Source organism: Pseudomonas sp. C9D1, from assembly GCF_056491235.1.
Map to the genome: position 1 here is coordinate 2,664,867 of NZ_JBSZIE010000002.1, position 16,298 is coordinate 2,681,164.

Annotated in this window: 16 protein-coding genes; 8 read left to right on the forward strand and 8 right to left on the reverse strand. The window is 67.3% G+C overall.

Annotation, left to right across the window (positions count from 1 at the left end; genetic code table 11):
- Positions 1 to 124 precede the first annotated feature (124 nt).
- Entirely contained in the window at positions 125 to 2,188 is a 2,064-nt protein-coding gene (locus ACXI0U_RS20545) for an AsmA family protein (RefSeq protein ID WP_431482772.1), read from the reverse strand.
- 319 nt (positions 2,189 to 2,507) lie between these two features.
- Here ACXI0U_RS20545 and ACXI0U_RS20550 point away from each other — a divergent pair, with 319 nt between their 5' ends.
- Both ACXI0U_RS20550 and ACXI0U_RS20555 read left to right on the forward strand, forming a co-directional pair.
- Entirely contained in the window at positions 2,508 to 3,101 is a 594-nt protein-coding gene (locus ACXI0U_RS20550) for a hypothetical protein (RefSeq protein ID WP_431482773.1), read from the forward strand.
- A 421-nt stretch (positions 3,102 to 3,522) separates the two neighbouring features.
- On the forward strand, positions 3,523 to 3,972 hold the full coding sequence (locus ACXI0U_RS20555) for a phage infection protein (protein WP_236209811.1): 450 nt from the start codon (positions 3,523 to 3,525) through the stop codon (positions 3,970 to 3,972).
- Between the two features lie 100 nt (positions 3,973 to 4,072).
- Here ACXI0U_RS20555 and ACXI0U_RS20560 read toward each other — a convergent pair whose 3' ends face one another.
- Positions 4,073 to 5,152 (reverse strand): fatty acid desaturase family protein, encoded by a 1,080-nt coding sequence (locus tag ACXI0U_RS20560; protein WP_374979086.1) that lies wholly within the window; start codon positions 5,150 to 5,152, stop codon positions 4,073 to 4,075.
- A gap of 41 nt (positions 5,153 to 5,193) precedes the next feature.
- Positions 5,194 to 6,300, reverse strand: coding sequence for a ferredoxin reductase (locus tag ACXI0U_RS20565; protein ID WP_431482774.1), 1,107 nt, complete (start codon positions 6,298 to 6,300; stop codon positions 5,194 to 5,196).
- 139 nt (positions 6,301 to 6,439) lie between these two features.
- Here ACXI0U_RS20565 and ACXI0U_RS20570 point away from each other — a divergent pair, with 139 nt between their 5' ends.
- The 6 genes from ACXI0U_RS20570 (at position 6,440) to ACXI0U_RS20595 (ending at position 10,734) form a co-directional block, all read left to right on the forward strand.
- Entirely contained in the window at positions 6,440 to 7,075 is a 636-nt protein-coding gene (locus ACXI0U_RS20570) for a TetR family transcriptional regulator (protein ID WP_374979088.1), read from the forward strand.
- A gap of 167 nt (positions 7,076 to 7,242) precedes the next feature.
- A complete protein-coding gene (gene ureE / locus ACXI0U_RS20575) occupies positions 7,243 to 7,743 on the forward strand; it encodes an urease accessory protein UreE (protein ID WP_043243583.1) in 501 nt (166 codons plus the stop codon).
- The gene (locus ACXI0U_RS20580; protein ID WP_423728016.1) at positions 7,740 to 8,414 is read left to right on the forward strand and encodes an urease accessory protein UreF; all 675 of its coding nucleotides are present in this window, start codon (positions 7,740 to 7,742) and stop codon (positions 8,412 to 8,414) included. The genes ureE and ACXI0U_RS20580 overlap by 4 nt, the downstream gene beginning before the upstream one ends.
- Before the next feature lie 9 nt (positions 8,415 to 8,423).
- Positions 8,424 to 9,038, forward strand: a complete 615-nt coding sequence (ureG, locus tag ACXI0U_RS20585) for an urease accessory protein UreG (RefSeq protein WP_431482775.1) — start codon at positions 8,424 to 8,426, stop codon at positions 9,036 to 9,038.
- 22 nt (positions 9,039 to 9,060) lie between these two features.
- A complete protein-coding gene (locus tag ACXI0U_RS20590; RefSeq protein ID WP_431482776.1) occupies positions 9,061 to 9,633 on the forward strand; it encodes a HupE/UreJ family protein in 573 nt (190 codons plus the stop codon).
- Between the two features lie 189 nt (positions 9,634 to 9,822).
- Positions 9,823 to 10,734 (forward strand): glycerophosphodiester phosphodiesterase family protein, encoded by a 912-nt coding sequence (locus ACXI0U_RS20595; RefSeq protein WP_021222423.1) that lies wholly within the window; start codon positions 9,823 to 9,825, stop codon positions 10,732 to 10,734.
- Here ACXI0U_RS20595 and ACXI0U_RS20600 read toward each other — a convergent pair.
- The 5 genes from ACXI0U_RS20600 to livM all read right to left on the reverse strand — a co-directional run bounded on the left by ACXI0U_RS20600 (position 10,712) and on the right by livM (position 16,296).
- Positions 10,712 to 11,476, reverse strand: coding sequence for an SDR family oxidoreductase (locus ACXI0U_RS20600; RefSeq protein WP_021222424.1), 765 nt, complete (start codon positions 11,474 to 11,476; stop codon positions 10,712 to 10,714). The two genes, ACXI0U_RS20595 and ACXI0U_RS20600, sit on opposite strands and share 23 nt — an antisense overlap.
- 933 nt (positions 11,477 to 12,409) lie before the next feature.
- Positions 12,410 to 13,339: a bifunctional Delta(1)-pyrroline-2-carboxylate/Delta(1)-piperideine-2-carboxylate reductase gene (gene lhpI, locus ACXI0U_RS20605; protein ID WP_479550756.1), complete on the reverse strand. Its 930-nt coding sequence runs from the start codon at positions 13,337 to 13,339 to the stop codon at positions 12,410 to 12,412.
- 85 nt (positions 13,340 to 13,424) lie between these two features.
- On the reverse strand, positions 13,425 to 14,141 hold the full coding sequence (locus ACXI0U_RS20610; protein ID WP_271659162.1) for an ABC transporter ATP-binding protein: 717 nt from the start codon (positions 14,139 to 14,141) through the stop codon (positions 13,425 to 13,427).
- Positions 14,138 to 15,013, reverse strand: a complete 876-nt coding sequence (locus tag ACXI0U_RS20615) for an ATP-binding cassette domain-containing protein (protein WP_271659163.1) — start codon at positions 15,011 to 15,013, stop codon at positions 14,138 to 14,140. The genes ACXI0U_RS20610 and ACXI0U_RS20615 overlap by 4 nt, the downstream gene beginning before the upstream one ends.
- Positions 15,010 to 16,296 carry a high-affinity branched-chain amino acid ABC transporter permease LivM gene (gene livM, locus ACXI0U_RS20620; RefSeq protein WP_184490514.1) on the reverse strand — a complete coding sequence of 429 codons (1,287 nt, stop codon included), beginning with the start codon at positions 16,294 to 16,296 and terminating at the stop codon, positions 15,010 to 15,012. The genes ACXI0U_RS20615 and livM overlap by 4 nt, the downstream gene beginning before the upstream one ends.
- Between the last annotated feature and the right edge of the window lie 2 nt (positions 16,297 to 16,298).

Here is a 16,298-nt window from a genome sequence, read left to right on the forward strand (position 1 = left end):
TCCGCTATTCCGCACGCGCGCATCCCGTAGGTTGGGTAGAGGCACGAAACCCAACGCAGCGATGCCAAGCGCCACGTCGTTGGGCCTCGCTACGCTCGGCGCCAACCTACGGAAAGCCCCCGCCTCAATTGGCCTTGCGCATCTTCTCCAGCAGCGGCGTGCAGGTGTTGGTGACATCGCCTCCACCGCTCGGCGCGACCAGGGCCAGCAGCCCGGCGGCCGGGGCCACCACGGCGCCCAGCACCACCATGCCGGCGCCACGGGCGATCAGCGGCACCGCCTTGACCCCCGCGTCCGGCTTCTTGAAGGTGCCGCGCACATAGAGCGGCGAGCGCAGGGAGAAGATGCGCACGCCCTTTGATTCCGGGGTGACGGTCATGTCCAGGCGCTCGCTGGCGAGGTTGGCCGAACCGTCGATCTGGATCAGCGCGTTCTCGGTATCGAAGATGAACACCCGCGGCGTCACCAGGCCCTTGGTCAGCTTGAGGTCGGCAGCGGCGCAGTTGATCTTCACCTCGTCGTCGCCGAACAGCTTGCCCACCAGGTAGTTGCCCACGTTGAGCCCGGCGATCTCCATCAGCCCACGGCTCACCGCACCGTCGTTGATCAGCAGCTTGAGGTTGCCGTTGGCGCTGCCCAGCAGGGCGGCCACCGAGTTACCGGTGCCCGCCAGGTCGGCGTCACCGTTGAGTTCACCGAAGCTGGTGCGCATGGGCTCGAAGCTGGGGAACAGCTGCTTGAGCTTGAAGTGCCGCGCGCTGAGCCGGGCACTGCCCTGCAGGGGCACGCTGCTGCCGTCCAGGCGGATGGTGGAATCCAGGCTGCCGCCGGCCATGCCGAAGCGCAGGGGCTCCAGGCTCAGCTTGCCGTCGTTGAGCACCACATGGGTGTCGAGGTCATTGAAGGGCAGCTTGTCGCTGTGGACGATGCGCTTGCCGGTGAAACGCACGTCGGCATCCATCTGCCGCCAGCGCTCGGTGCGGAATTCCTCCACCGGCAGCACCTTGTCCGCCGGCTGCTTGCTGGCCACGCCGCGCTCCTTCTTCTCGGCATTGGAGTCGGCACCGATCAGCGGCGCCAGGTCGGCGAAGCGCAGCTGGTTGGAGGTCAGCGCACCGGACAGCTTGGGCCGGGGCTGGCGGGCGACGAAGTGCAGGTCGCCATGGATGTCGCTGTCGCCAATGGCACCGTTGAAGCCCTGGTAATGGAACTGCGGGCCCGCCGGATCCTGCAGCTGCGCCACCAGGCGGCCATCGGTGGAATAGGCCGGCGTATCGGGCAGGGTCACGCCGGTCAGCGGGTAGAGGTTGCCCAGGCTGTTGCCGGCCAGCTTCAGGCGCAGGTCCAGGGCGCCCAGGTGCGTCGGGTCGGTGAGGGTACCGACCAGGGCGATGCGGGTGGCGCCGATGCGCAGGTCGGCCTGCAGGGGGAAGGGCTTGCGCGCGTCCTTGAGCGCCAGCAGCCCGCCGATCTTGCCGCTGCCATCCAGCGCCTGGCCCTTGTAGCTGCCCTTGACCTTCCAGCCGAAGGCGTAGTCCTGGGGCGCGTCGCCCTGCCCCGCCGCCTTGCCAGCGGCCTTCTCGCCAACGATGTCGCTGAAGGGGATCGGCTTGCCCAGCGGGTCCACCAGCACTTCCAGGCGCGTCTGCGTGGGCTGGTCGTCCACCTTCACCTGGCCCTTGTCGAAACCGATGGCGCCGATGTCCAGGGTCCAGGCGGAGGGTTTCTCGTCGGCCTGCTCGGGGGTGCTGGCGAGCTTATCGAATGTCCAGTTGTTGCTGCCGTCGGCGCGGCGCTTGAGGTCGGCGCGCGGCTCGGTCAGGTCGATACGCGGGATGGTCACGGTCTTCCACAGCAACGGCAGCGGCGACACGCTCGCCTCCACGCGCGCGAGGGTGACGAACTGCTGCTCCTTGGCCCACTCGGGGTTGCCCAGGGTCAGGTCCTCGGCCTTCACGTGGGGCCAGGGCACCCAGGCGCGCAGGCCCTCTTCCTCCGGCTCGCGCTGCCACCTCACGCTAAGGTCGCCATTGATGGCGAAGGGGCGGCCCAGGGTTTCGGAAACCCGGGCATTGAGCGTCGGCTTGATGCGGTTCCAATCGAAGGTGGCGACGAACACCACCAGGGCGGCCAACAGCAGCACCAGGCTGGCGGTGGTCCAGGCGAGGATCCTACGTCCACGCGACATGCACGTCTCCTTCTTATGGCGGCATCGGGCCCCGGAGGCGGGTTCGATACACGAGGCTTGTTGATCTATCGACTGGCAAACGCGGCGGATGACTCCGGTAAATACAGGCGGAAATTCACCGGGGCGCGCAGCTTAAACCGCCCAAGGCCCCCTCAGGAAGCGCCATGGAAACAAGCAAACGATTGATTCGAAAGCGCTTTTCCAATCATCACCGGCGTCGATGCCGACTATCGCGAGTGATCACTTTTTAATCGCCTGGCCGTCCGTAACATGGGCCCCGTAGCCACTTGCTACCCCCCACAACCCAGGAGATACCGACATGAAAACCCAAGTCCTCGCCACCCTGTTCCTCACCGGCCTGTTCGCCATCCCGGTCGTCCAATCCGCTGTTTCCTATCCGCTGGTCGCTGAAGGCGAAGGCGCCTACATGGTCATCGACCGCGTCGCCGAGGGCGGTGCAGAGCGCACCCTGAACCGTGTTGCCGAAGGTGGCGCCGAACGTACTCCTGGCTTCCGTGTCGCTGAAGGCGGCGCTGAACGTACCCCTGGCTTCCGTGTCGCTGAAGGCGGCGCTGAACGCACCCCTGGCTTCCGTGTCGCCGAAGGTGGCGCCGAACGTACCCCTGGCTTCCGCGTTGCTGAAGGCGGTGCCGAACGTACCCCTGGCTTCCGTGTCGCCGAAGGCGGTGCCGAACGTACCCCTGGCTTCCGTGTCGCCGAAGGCGGCGCTGAACGCACCCCTGGCTTCCGCGTTGCTGAAGGCGGTGCCGAACGTACCCTGAACCGCGTTGCCGAAGGTGGCGCCGAACGCACCCCGGCTTTCCGTGTCGCTGAAGGCGGTGCCGAACGCACCCTGAACCGTGTTGCCGAAGGTGGCTCCGACCGTCTGCTGCAAGCCCACGGCGTGGTCTGACAGCACCCCTGCTTCACCCTGCAGTCAAAGCCCGGCACCGGCCGGGCTTTTTATTGCCCGCCATTCCCCCGCCGCCAACCTGGCACACCCTGCCCTGATACACACGCGGGTTTCACCCGCCCTACGCCCCCATCATCGGTAGCCGGAACCTGTAGGTCGGGTGCAACCCGACACGCGCGCCTCCATCGCTCACCGACTGCCACGGCCCGCATCACCGCCATCGATAAGAAGCCCGCAAAGCCTGTTCCAGGCCTGCGAAGAAGCGCCAAAAACACCTTCAACCCATTGATCTTGAATGGAAAATTCAACCATTAAAGAGATCGATGCTCACTATCGCCCGCCTTCACTTCTGGCCTTTCCGGGTGCTCCGTAACATTGGCTCCGTAGTCACTTACCAGCCCCCCACGAGGAGCCACAGATCATGAAAGCCCATGCCATTGCCGCCCTGTTCCTGACCAGCCTTTCCGCCACCGCCTTTGCCCTGCCCTCCGAGCCGCAACCGGTTCTGGGCGAATCCCGCGACAACAGCGGCTTCATCCAGGTCGTCGAGCCGGTTGCCGAAAACGGCTCCGATCGCACCCCCGGCCTGCGCGTTGCCGAAGGCGGTGCCGAACGCACCCTGAACCGTGTCGCCGAAGGTGGCGCCGAACGTACTCCCGGCTTCCGCGTTGCCGAAGACGGCGCTGACCGCACTCCTGGCTTCCGCGTTGCCGAAGACGGTGCCGACCGCACCCCTGGCTTCCGCGTTGCCGAAGACGGCGCTGACCGCACCCCTGGCTTCCGCATTGCCGAAGACGGTGCCGACCGCACTCCGGGCTTCCGCGTCGCCGAAGATGGTGCCGACCGTACTCCTGGCTTCCGCGCCGTCTGAAGTGGGTTCGCTCACTGAGGCGAGAACAGATGCGCCGCCCACACGGCGTCCCTCCACAGACTGAAAGCCCGGCACACGCCGGGCTTTCGCATTTCTGGGGTCAGGCCGGGACGGCCGCCGGTGGCGAACGGTAGATCCAGATGCGCTTGAGCACGGTGGCGAACTGCGCCGAGAGCCGGCCGCTGTTGTAGACCTGGCCGTAGCGCCGGGCGATCTCCCTCACCTCCCGCGACAGGGCGGCATAGCGACGCGCCGGCAGGTCGGGGAACAGGTGGTGCTCGATCTGGTGGCTGAGATTGCCGGTGAGGATATGCAGCAGCGGCCCGCCGGCGAGGTTGCTGGAGCCGCGCAGCTGGCGCAGGTACCACTGGCCCCGGGTCTCGCCTTCCAGCACCTCGGGGGGGAACACTACGGCCTGCTCGGTGAAGTGGCCGCAGAAGATCACGGTGAAGGTCCACAGGTTGCGGATCAGGTTGGCCAGGGCATTGCCCGCCACCACCGCCCAGGCGTTGGCACCCAGCGCCAGCGCGACCAGGGGGAAGAACAGGTAGTCCTTGACCAGCTGGCGCAGCACCTTGGCATTGAACTGGCGCAGGCGCGGGCGCAGCTCATCGCGGCTCATGCGGCCCTTGAAGTACTGGTCCAGGCGCAGGTGCTGCACCGCCACGGAGAACTGGAACAGCAGCGCCTGCAAGGTCACCCACAGCGGCTGCCAGCGGTAGAAGGGCTTCCAGCGCTGCTCGGGGAACAGCCGCACCAGGCCATAGCCGACATCGTCGTCGCGGCCCAGCACATTGGTGTAGGTGTGATGGATGTGGTTGTGGGTGTGCCGCCAGAAATCCCCCGGCCCGACGATGTCCCACTCGTAGCGCTGCCCGGAGAATTCCGGGTCGTTCATCCAGTCGTACTGGCCGTGCATCACGTTGTGGCCCAGTTCCATGTTCTCGAGGATCTTGCCCAGCCCCAGCAGGGCGCTGCCCAGCAGCCAGGTGGGCGGGAACCAGCCGAGCAGCAACAGCAGCCGGCCGGCCCAGCAACAGGCGCGGGTCACGGCACGGATGCGGCGGATGTAGCGGGCGTCCGCCTCGCCCAGGTCGTCCAGGGTGCGCTGGCGCAAGGCGTCCAGCTCGGCAGCGAAGGCCTGCAGCTCTGCGGGGCCCAATTCTCGGTCGATACGCATGTCGTTCTCGCTCGTTGAGGCGTTGTCGGCGTAGCGCCGGTTCAGAGGTCGATCACCAGGTCGCTGTGGGGCGCGCTGACGCACAGGCGAATGGGCTGGCCCGGTTCGGCGAACAGCGCGCCGGTGCGCAAGTCGCGCACCGTGCCGCTGACCAGTTGGCAGGTGCAGGCGGTGCACACGCCCTGGCGGCAACCGTGGGCCGGGCGCAGGCCATGGGCCTCGGCCTGCTCCAGCAGGTTGTAGCGGCTGTCGCCCTGCATCTCGCTGCGCGAGCGGGCGAAGCCCAGGCGCACCTGGCGCGCGGGCTCGGCCGTGTTCACCGGCGCGGCACTGAAGGCCTCCAGCTGCAGGCTGCCCTGGCGCGGTTCGGCCTGCCACCACTGGCGCACCAGGGAGACGAAGCCATGGGGCCCGCAGGCCAACAAGTCACTGGCGACGCTGTGCCGCAGATGATCGGCTTGGAAGCGCCCGGTCAGCTCATCGGCAACCGGCGCTTCACCACTGATGGACCAGCGCACAGTGAAGTTCGGGTAGCGCCGCGCCAACGCCTGCAGCTCATCGGCGAAGGCCCGTTGGCCGCGCTGGCGCACGTAGTGCAGCAAGGTCACCGGCGCGGTGAAGCCCTGGGCCAGTGCCTCGCGCAGCATGCCCAGCACCGGCGTGATGCCGCTGCCGGCGGCCAGCAGCAACACGCCGGCAGCCCCCTGCGGCCAGTGCAGTTCGCCATCGGCCTGGCCCATCTCCACCAGCGTGCCGATCTCGAGGAAATCCACCAGGCGGTTGGACAGGCGCCCGCCCGGCTGGCGCTTGATCGCCAGCTCCACGCGGCCATCGCCGTGCACGGCGGTCAGGCTGTAGCTGCGCCCCAGGCGTACGCCATCGAGGGTCTGGTGCAGTTGCACATGCTGACCGGGGCGCCAACCCCGGGCGTTGCCGTTGACGCGAAAGGTCAACGCCAGCATGTCGTCCGCGACCCATTGGCGCGCCTCCAGCCGGGCGAAGACACGGTTCAGGCGCAACAGCGGGTGCAGCGCGGCGAGAAAGAAATCGACCTCGGCTTCACGCAGCCAGGCACGCTCGGCGAGCGCCCGCAGGGGCTTCAGGCCGGGCGCCAGGTGGCGGGCGAGGGACAGGGGAATGAGGGGCATCGGCAACACCAGTGAACACTTGTTCACTAGCCTGCATGAGCGCCCCGCTTTCAGTCAACAACTGTTCACTGAAAGCGGTTCGCACCGACAGGGGGCATTTGCTAGAGTGCGCCGCACCCTCACCCCGCGAACCGGCTCCATGACCCCACGCTCGGAACAGAAACAGCAGACCCGTCAGGCCCTGATGGATGCCGCGCGCATGCTGATGGACAGCGGCCGCGGTTTCGGCAGCCTGAGCCTGCGCGAAGTGGCGCGCACCGCCGGCATCGTGCCCACGGGCTTCTATCGCCACTTCGTCGACATGGACCAGCTCGGCCTGGAACTGGTCAGCGAAGTGGGCGAGACCTTCCGCGACACCATCCGCATGGTTCGCCACAACGAATTCGAGATGGGCGGCATCATCGACGCCTCGGTGCGCATCTTCCTCGACGCGGTGCAAGCCAATCGCGGCCAGTTCCTGTTCCTCGCCCGCGAGCAGTACGGTGGCTCGCAGCCGGTGCGCCAGGCCATCGCCACCCTGCGCCAGCGCATCACCGACGACCTCGCCGCCGACCTGCGCCTGATCAACCGCATGCCGCACCTGGACGAGCCCGCCCTGGACGTGATCTCCGACCTGGTGGTGAAAACGGTGTTCGCCACCCTGCCGGAACTCATCGACCCGCCCGCCCAGGGCCTGCCCGCGCACCTCACCCCCGAGGTGAAAATGATCCAGCAGCTGCGCTTCATCATGGTCGGCGGCAAGCACTGGCAAGGCCTCGGCAAGGCGAAAAGCTGACCGAGCCGACAGCGCGCACCAAAACGGAACAGCGCGCACCAGGACAACGCAGAACCACGCCCCGATAACAGGCAGCCTCTGCCCCAGAGCCCGCGCTACGGGGCTCTGCCGTGTCTTGGCAAGCACCTTGCTCTAGCACCGGCATTGCACACTGCCGGAACCACCCCATGCTGGTCATCCAGGAAAGAACCGAAGCCCGCACGCGCTGGGACGAAGAACTGCTGCTCACCTATGAGGCGCGCAGCAAGAGCCGCCTGCGCTGCTTCAGCGTCAAGGGTGAAGACGTCGGCCTGTTCCTCGAGCGCGGCCAACCGCCCCTGCGCGATGGCGACTGCCTGCTGGCCCAGGACGGCCGCGTGGTGCGGGTGTGCGCCCGCCCCGAGGCGCTGCTCCACGTCACCTGCGCCAATGCCTTCGAACTGACCCGCGCCGCCTACCACCTGGGCAACCGCCACGTCGCCCTGCAGATCGGCGACGGCTGGCTGCGCCTGCTGGACGACTACGTGCTGCTGGCCATGCTCGAACAGCTCGGCGCCCAGGTCGAACGCATCGAAGCCGGCTTCCAGCCGGAGCACGGTGCCTACGGCGGCGGCCACCACCACTCCCACCACGGCGACGCCGACTTCAACTACGCCCCGCGCCTGCACCAGTTCGGAGTGCGGACGTGAACAACGCCTGGCAACTGTTGCGCCTGGCCAGCCCGCAACTGCCCATCGGTGGCTACAGCTACTCCCAAGGGCTGGAGCTGGCGGTGGACCAGGGCCAGGTGCATGACGCACCGAGCGCCGAACGCTGGATCACCGACCAGTTGCGCCTCAACCTCGCCCGCTTCGAAGCCCCGCTGCTGTTGGCGCTTTGCGAAGCTGCCGCCGAAGAGGACTGGGCCGGCCTCGCGCAACTGGGCGGCTGCCAGCGCGCCAGCCGCGAAACCCGCGAGCTGCAGCTGGAAAACCGGCAGATGGGCTACTCGTTGCAGCAGTTGCTCGAAGGCCTGCCCGAGCTGGACGAAGCCGGTCGCAACGCCCTCGCCGCCCTCGACGAACCGGTGCTAGGCGTGGCCTGGGCCCTGGCCGCCCGCGCCTGGGGCATCCCCCCGCAGGACGCCCTCGCCGCCTGGCTCTGGGGCTGGCTGGAAAACCAGCTGGCGGTGCTGATGAAAACCCTGCCGCTGGGCCAGCAAGCCGCCCAGCGCCTGACGTCCACCTTGTTGCCGGCCCTGCAGAAGGCGCAGGAGACGGCCAGCGAGATTCCCGAAAACCAGTGGGGCAGCGCCGCCTTCGGCCTGGCCCTGGCGAGCATGGCGCACGAGCGCCAGTACAGCCGTCTGTTCCGTTCCTAGGAGAGCAACATGCACAGCCACCCCCTGCGCGTCGGCATCGGCGGCCCCGTCGGTTCCGGCAAGACCGCCCTCACCCTGGCCCTCTGCCGCGCCCTGCGCGACCGCTACAACCTGGCCGTGGTGACCAACGACATCTACACCCAGGAAGACGCCCAGTTCCTGGTGCGCAACGAGGCCCTGGACCCCGAGCGCATCATCGGCGTGGAAACCGGCGGCTGCCCGCACACGGCTATCCGCGAAGACGCCTCGATCAACCTCGAAGCCGTCGACCAGCTCAACCGCCGCTTCCCCGGCCTGGAGCTGATCATCGTCGAGTCCGGTGGTGACAACCTCTCCGCCACCTTCAGCCCGGAGCTGTCGGACCTGACCCTCTACGTGATCGACGTCTCCGCCGGCGACAAGCTGCCGCGCAAGGGTGGCCCGGGCATCTGCAAGTCCGACCTGCTGGTGATCAACAAGGTCGACCTGGCGCCCATGGTCGGCGCCTCCCTCGAGGTGATGGACCGCGACGCCCGCAAGATGCGCGGCGACAAGCCCTTCGTCTTCAGCAACCAGAAGGTCGGCCAGGGTCTCGACGAGATCATCGCCTTCATCGAGAAGCAGGGCCTGCTCGGCGCTGCCTGACCCGAACAACAAGGAGCCACACATGACCCTTCGCAAAACCCTCTACGCCCTCGCCCTGTTCCTCACCCCGGCGCTGGCCTTCGCCCACCCCGGGCATGATTCCTCGGGCCTGATGGCGGGCGTCGCCCACCCCATCACCGGTCTCGACCACCTGCTGGCCATGCTCGCCGTGGGCCTCTGGGCCGCGCAGCAGCAGGGTGCCGCGCGCTGGGCGCTGCCGGTGACCTTCGTCGGCACCATGCTGCTCGGCGGCCTGCTGGGCTTCGAAGGCCTGGAGCTGCCCTTCATGGAAACCGGCATCGCCGCCTCGGTGCTCGCACTCGGCCTGCTGGTGGCCGTGGCCGTGCGCCCGCCGATGTTCGTCGCCGTCAGCCTGACCGCCCTGTTCGCCCTGGCCCACGGCGTCGCCCACGGCCTGGAGCTGCCTGAGCTGGCCAGCCCCTGGGGCTATGCCGCCGGCTTCGTCGCCGCCACCGCCGCCCTGCACGCCGCCGGCTACGGCCTGGTGCGCGTGCTGCCGCAAGCCGCCGCCCCCCTGGTTCGCGTTGCCGGTGGCGCCTCCGCCGTGGCCGGTGCCTGGCTGCTGGCGGGCTGATTTCCCCCGCGTTGCAGCGGCTGGCCAGGGGCTCCCCCATCCTCCCCTGGCCGGCCGCTCTCCTCTTCTCCCGCCGTGTTTCCCCCGTGTGCACAAGCGCAGCGGCAGGGCCTCGCCTTCCCGTCACACCTTTGTCATAGTCCTCGCGTCTGATTCGGCACGCCCGTCCCTCTTCCTCGGAATATCGCCATGCGTTTCGCCCGTTTCCTGCTCATTCCCCTGCTGCTGATCGCCGTCGCCATCGTGGTACTCGCCTTGACCAGCCAACCGGCCTCGCCGCCGCCGGTGATCCAGGCCCTGGGCGACCAGCCGCTGGTGATCGCCCATCGCGGTGGCCGCGGCCTGTGGCCGGAGAACACGCTGTTCGCCTTCGAGCGCGCCGATGCGCTGGGCGTGGACATGCTGGAGATGGACATCCGCCTGACCGCCGACGGCCAGATGGTGGTGCTGCATGACGAAGACGTGGACCGCACCACCGATGGCAGCGGCCCCATCGCCGGGCTGACCCTGGAGCGCGCGCAACAGCTGGACGCCGGCTACCACTGGACTGCCGACGGTGACGAGAACCACCCCTATCGTGGCCAGGGCATCCGCATCCCCACCTTGCAGGCGGTGCTGCAGCGCTTCCCGGACAGGGCCAAGGTCATCGAAATCAAGGTGCCCGACGTGGGCCTGGAGGATCGCCTCTGCGCGGCGCTGACCGAGGCGAAGCAGCACGACAAAGTGATAGTCGGCAGCTTCTACGAGCGCAGCCTGAAACGCTTCCGCGAGCAGTGCCCGGACGTGGCCACCTCGGCCAGCCCGGGCTCGGTGAAGCTGCTGCTGGCGTTGAACTGGGTAGGCCTCGGCCGCCTGCTGTCACCCTCCTACCAGGCGCTGCAGATTCCCGAGCGCAGCAGTGGCCTGGAAGTGGCCACGCCGAGCCTGCTGGCCACCGCCCTCGACCGCGGCCTCAACGTGCAGCTGTGGACCATCAACGAGCAACCGGCCATGCGCCACCTGCTGGACATGGGCGCGAACGGCCTGATCACCGACTACCCGGATCGCGCCCTGCAACTGCTCGGGCGCTCGACCCGCATCACTTCACTGAGCGATCAATAGAGAAGCCGGCCCAGGTCTGGCTCACCGGCATCAGCTCCAGGGTGTTGATGTTGATGTGTGCCGGCTGGTTCAGCACCCAGAAGATGGTCTCGGCGATGTCCTGCGGCTGGATTGGCTCGGCGCCCGCGTAGGTGGCGTCGTACTTGGCCTGATCGCCGCCGAAGCGCACCAGGGAGAACTCGCTCTCGCACAACCCCGGCTCGATGTCGGTGACGCGCACGCCGGTGCCCACCAGGTCGTTGCGCAGGTTCAGCGAGAACTGCCGCACGAAGGCCTTGGTGCCGCCATACACGTGGCTGCCCGGATAGGGGTAGCTGCCGGCGATGGAGCCGAGGTTGACGATGCCGGCGCCGCGCCCGTGGGCGATCAGCTTCGGCAGCAGCAGACGGGTGGTGTAGAGCAAGCCCTTGATGTTGGTGTCGACCATGGTGTCCCAGTCATCCAGGCTGCACTTGGGCGCCGGGTCGGTACCCAGGGCCAGGCCGGCGTTGTTGATCAGGCCACGCAGCTTGCCGAAACGTTCCGGCAGGCCACCGATGGCCGCCTCCATTGCCGCACGGTCACGCACGTCGACCACCAGCGGCAACACCTCGACCTTCTCGCCAAGCTCCTCGGCCAGTGCCTGCAGGCGCTCCTCGCGGCGGCCGGTGATCACCAGCGACCAGCCCGCCTCGGCGAAACGACGGGCGCAAGCCTCGCCAAAGCCGGAAGTGGCACCGGTGATGAACAGGGTGGACGTCATGGAAATCTCCTCGGATCGTTGGCCATTGGACGCATCAGGCAGCGCTCGGCCGGATGGGCATGCAAGGTATCCACAGTGCCAGAAACCGGCGCCCTTCTCATAGCCCGGGCAACGCCGGCCGGACGATGGCTGCACAGCTCGCCAGAGCCCTTGCCAGGCCTGCATCAGGGCCATCCATACCCAGCTTATCCACAGCTCGATAACAGCTTGATCCACAGCGATTGGGGACAAGTCATTGCGTAGCGCAGACGCGCCCGCAGAGTTTCCAGGATCTTCTCAAACCCAACAGCAGCGCCGCTTGCAGGCCAGCACCCGGGACAAGAGTGGCTGATTTTCGACCAGCCCGCGCCAGCCCCTGGCGATACTGGCGCCTGGCCAGGGCTCCAGAGCTTGCCCACAGAGTTATCCACAGCTCGCGGGGATAACTGCAGGAGCACTTCAAGGGTCTCTGCCAAGTAACTGTTCCGCTTGAAAAAAGCATGACTGTACGAATCTCGACCAGACCGCCCGGACGACCGCCGGTCCGGCCTGGCAGCCACCTGCCCACACCTTTTCCACAGTTCGCTCCACAGATTTTGTGGGCGGCCCGGCTCGGTTCACGGCGCGATGGCCGGTCTCACGTAGGGCGGGTGAAACCCGCGAAGGTCGAGGCACAGAGCCGTCGGGTTTCACCCGACCTACCCTGCGCCGCCGACCCTGTAGGTTGGTGCCGAGCACAGCGAGGCCCAACAGCACCATGCCCGCCCCGCATCCAGCGCATCACCCAGCACCTGTAGGGGCGAATTCATTCGCCCAAGCAGCGCGAAGCGCTGCCCAAGGGCTTCGCGAGCAGAGCTCGCTCCTACAGGGCGTGTCCCGATGTGAGGTGAATGGTGGGATCGAACTCCGTTTGGTGGATGAAAAGAGCGTCATCCACCCTACAAAGCCGCTCGCTCAGGTGCTGGCCAGCAGGAAACGTGCCGCCACCAGGTCTTCCAGGGCGTAGCCGACGGACTTGAACAGGGTGATTTCCTCGGCGTTACGCCGGTGGCCACGGCCGTGCAGGAGCTCGCGCAGCTCGGTGCCGATCGCGTCTTCGTCGAGCAGGCCGTCGGCGATGGCGAAGAGCAGGTCGCCAGCTTCCTCCAGGGCTCCCTCGCGGGTGTCGACGACGATGCGCGCGCGGGCCACGGCGGCGGAGTCGGTCTCGCGCATGCTGGGCAGGAAGGCACCCACCAGGTCCAGATGGGTGCCGGGGCGCAGCCAGTCGCCCAGCACCAGCGGCGAGCGCGAAGTGGTGACGCAACTGATGCAGTCGGCCTGCTGCACCAGGCTTTGCAAGTCGCCGCCCACCTGCACCGGGTAGCCCTCTTCACGCAGGGCCGCCACCAGCCGGGCGGACTTGTCGGCGTCACGCCCCCAGATATCCACACGCCGGTAATCACGCACCTGGCAATGGGCACGGACCATGTGCGTGGCCAGGGTGCCATTGCCCACTACCAGCAGGCGCTCGGCGTCTTCGCGCACCAGGTGAGCGGCCGCCAGCGCCGAGGTGCAGGCGGTGCGGCGAGCGGTGAGCTCCGAGGCTTCGAGCACGGCCAGGGGCTGGCCGGTCTCGTCATCGAACAGGGTGAACAACGCCGCCACCGACGGCAGCCCCCGCGCGCCATTGCCGGGGAACACGGTGACCAGCTTGACGCCGACACCCTGCCCCGCCTGCCACACCGGCATGGTCAGCAGGGACGCGCCCTCCGGCAGCTCATGACAGCCCCGCATCGGCGCCGCGCAAGGCTCGGCGAGGCCAACCCGCAGCGCTTCGATCAGGGCGGGATAGCCGAGGGCACCGGCGACCTCGGCGTTGGTGAAAAAACGTAGGTGGGACATTCATATTCTCCGAATGAGCCGGAAGCCAGAAGCTGGAAGCCTGAAGCGAGCGGCTCCTACCTCCAGCTTCTGGCTTCCAGCTGCTTTAGTGCCCCCCCAGATACGCGTTGCGCACGTCCTGGTTGCCGAGCAGTTCCTCACCCGTGCCGCTCATGCGGATTTCCCCGGTGACCATCACGTAGGCGCGGTCGGAGAGGCGCAGGGCGTGGTTGGCGTTCTGCTCCACCAGGAAGATGGTCATGCCGCTCTTCGCCAGCTCGCGCAGGGTCTGGAAGATCTGCTTGACCACGATGGGCGCGAGGCCCAGGGAGGGTTCGTCGAGCAGCAGCAACCGGGGCCGGCTCATCAGCGCGCGGGCGATGGCGAGCATCTGCTGTTCGCCACCGGACATGGTCATGGCGCGCTGGTTGCGCCGTTCCTTGAGCCGCGGGAAGAGGTCGAACATGCGCTGCATGTCCTCGTCCGCGTGCTCGGCGCCGATGGGGATGGTGCCCATCAGCAGGTTCTCCTCCACGCTCATGTCGGGGAATACCCGGCGCCCTTCCGGCGACTGCGCGATGCCGTTGGAGGCCACGTAGTGCGAGGACTTGCGCGAGATATCCACACCGCCGTAGAGGATCTCCCCGGCGGCGGCGCGGGGCTGGCCGAAGATCGACATCAGCAGCGTCGACTTGCCCGCGCCGTTGGAGCCGATGAGGCTCACCGTCTCGCCTTCGTTGATGTGCAGGCTGACCTTCTTCAGCGCCTGGATGGGGCCGTAGAAGACGTCGACGTCCTTGAATGCCAGGAGGGGTGCGGTCATGCCACTTCCTCCTCGTCGGCGCCCAGGTAGGCGGCTATCACCTTCGGATCGTTGCGGATCGCCTCGGGGCCGCCCTGGGCGATCACCACGCCGTGGTCCAGCACCACGATGTGGTCGGAAATGCTCATTACCATGCCCATGTCGTGCTCGATCAGCAGTACGGTCAGTTCGTGTTCGTCGCGCAGCTTGCGGATGATCCGGCTGAGCGCCTCGGTTTCCGCCGGGTTGAGGCCGGCGGCGGGTTCGTCCAGGCAGATCAGTTGCGGCCGCGTGCACATGGCGCGGGCGATCTCCAGGCGGCGTTGCTGCCCGTAGGAGAGTTCGCCGGCCAGGCGGTTGGCGCAGTCCACCAGGTCCACCACCTCCAGCCAGTAGAAGGCGTGGTTCAGCGCGTCTTCCTCGGCGCGGCGGAAGCCCGGGGTGTTGAGGATGCCGGCCAGCAGGTTGCGGTTGACCCACATGTGCTGGGCCACCAGCAGGTTTTCCACCACCGACATCTCCCGGAACAGGCGGATGTTCTGGAAGGTGCGCGCGAGGCCGGCGCGGTTCACCAGGTGGGTGCCGCCGAACATCTTGAACCAGAGGCGGCTGCCGAACTGCGCCGGGTTGATGAAGTCGGTGGCCTGGAAGGGTTCGCCCAGCACCTTGATCACGTCGGTGCTGGTGCCCCGGGCGTTGAGCTTGATGCTGCCGCCGGTGGCCTTGTAGAAGCCGGTGAGGCAGTTGAACACCGTGGTCTTGCCGGCGCCGTTGGGGCCGATCAGGGCGGAAATGGAATGGCGCTTGATGTCGAGGCTGACGTCGTTGAGCGCCTTGATGCCGCCGAAGTGCATCATCAGGCGTTCGACGCTGAGGATGTTGTCGTCGCTCATGGCGCTACTCCTTTACGCGGGGTGAAGCCACTGCGGCTGATGCGGATCAGCCCGCGCGGTCGCCAGATCATCATCACCACCATGAGGATGCCGAACAGCAGCACGCGGTAGTCGGCGAAGCTGCGCAGCAACTCCGGAGCGACGGTGAGGACGAAGGCGGCGATCACCACGCCCACGGTCGAGCCCATGCCGCCCAGCACCACGATGGCGAGGATCAGCGCCGACTCGAAGAAGGTGAAGGACGACGGGTTGACGAAGCCCTGGTAGCTGGCGAAGAACACCCCGGCCAGGCCGGCGGTGGAGGCACCCAGGGTGAAGGCGGAGAGTTTCACCAGCACGTGGTTGAGGCCCAGGGAACGGCAGGCGATCTCATCCTCGCGCAGCGCTTCCCAGGCGCGGCCGACGGGCATGCGGGTCAGGCGGTGCTTGATGTAGAGCACCAGCATCACCACCAGGAACAGCACCACGTAGATGAACAGGAACTTCAGGTTGGGGTTGTAGGCGATGCCGAAGAACTCATGGAAAGGCACGCCCCCGTCCTTGGCGCGACGGCCGAATTCCAGGCCGAGGAAGGTCGGCGACGGCACCGGCATGCCGTTGGGGCCACCGGTGAAGTTCAGCCAGTTGTTGAGCACCAGGCGAATGATCTCGCCGAAGCCCAGGGTGACGATGGCCAGGTAGTCGCCGTGCATGCGCAGCACCGGGAAGCCCAGCAGGCAACCCGCCAGCGCGGCGGCCAGGGCCGACAGCGGCAGCACCGTCCAGAAGCCCAGCCCCAGGTACTGGTAGCCGAGCGCCAGGCCATAGGCGCCTATGGCGTAGAAGGCAACGTAGCCCAGGTCGAGCAGGCCGGCGAGGCCGACCACGATGTTCAACCCCAGGCCCAGTAGCACGTAGATCAGCCCGAGGATGACCACCGCCAGCAGGTACTTGCTGGCGAAGAACGGGAAGATCACCGCCGCCACCAGGATCAGCGGCAGCACCCAGCGCAGGTTGCTCTTGAAGTCCGGCGAGCGCACATGGACGCCGGAGCCGGCGCTTTCGAAACGCTCCAGCAACGCGGCGCCACCGGCGCTCTGCAGGTAGAGGCTGAGCAGGAAGCGGCCGAGCATGACGATGCCGATCATCCAGCCGACACGGCCGAACTCCAGGTTGAAGCTGTAGCCGTCGAGCACCACGCCGACGATGGGGCCGAAGACGATGAGCGCCAGCAGCCCGGCGAGCACCGCATCGACGATGCACTTCTTGATATCGATGGGTTTTCTAGCGATGGCAGAGGACATGC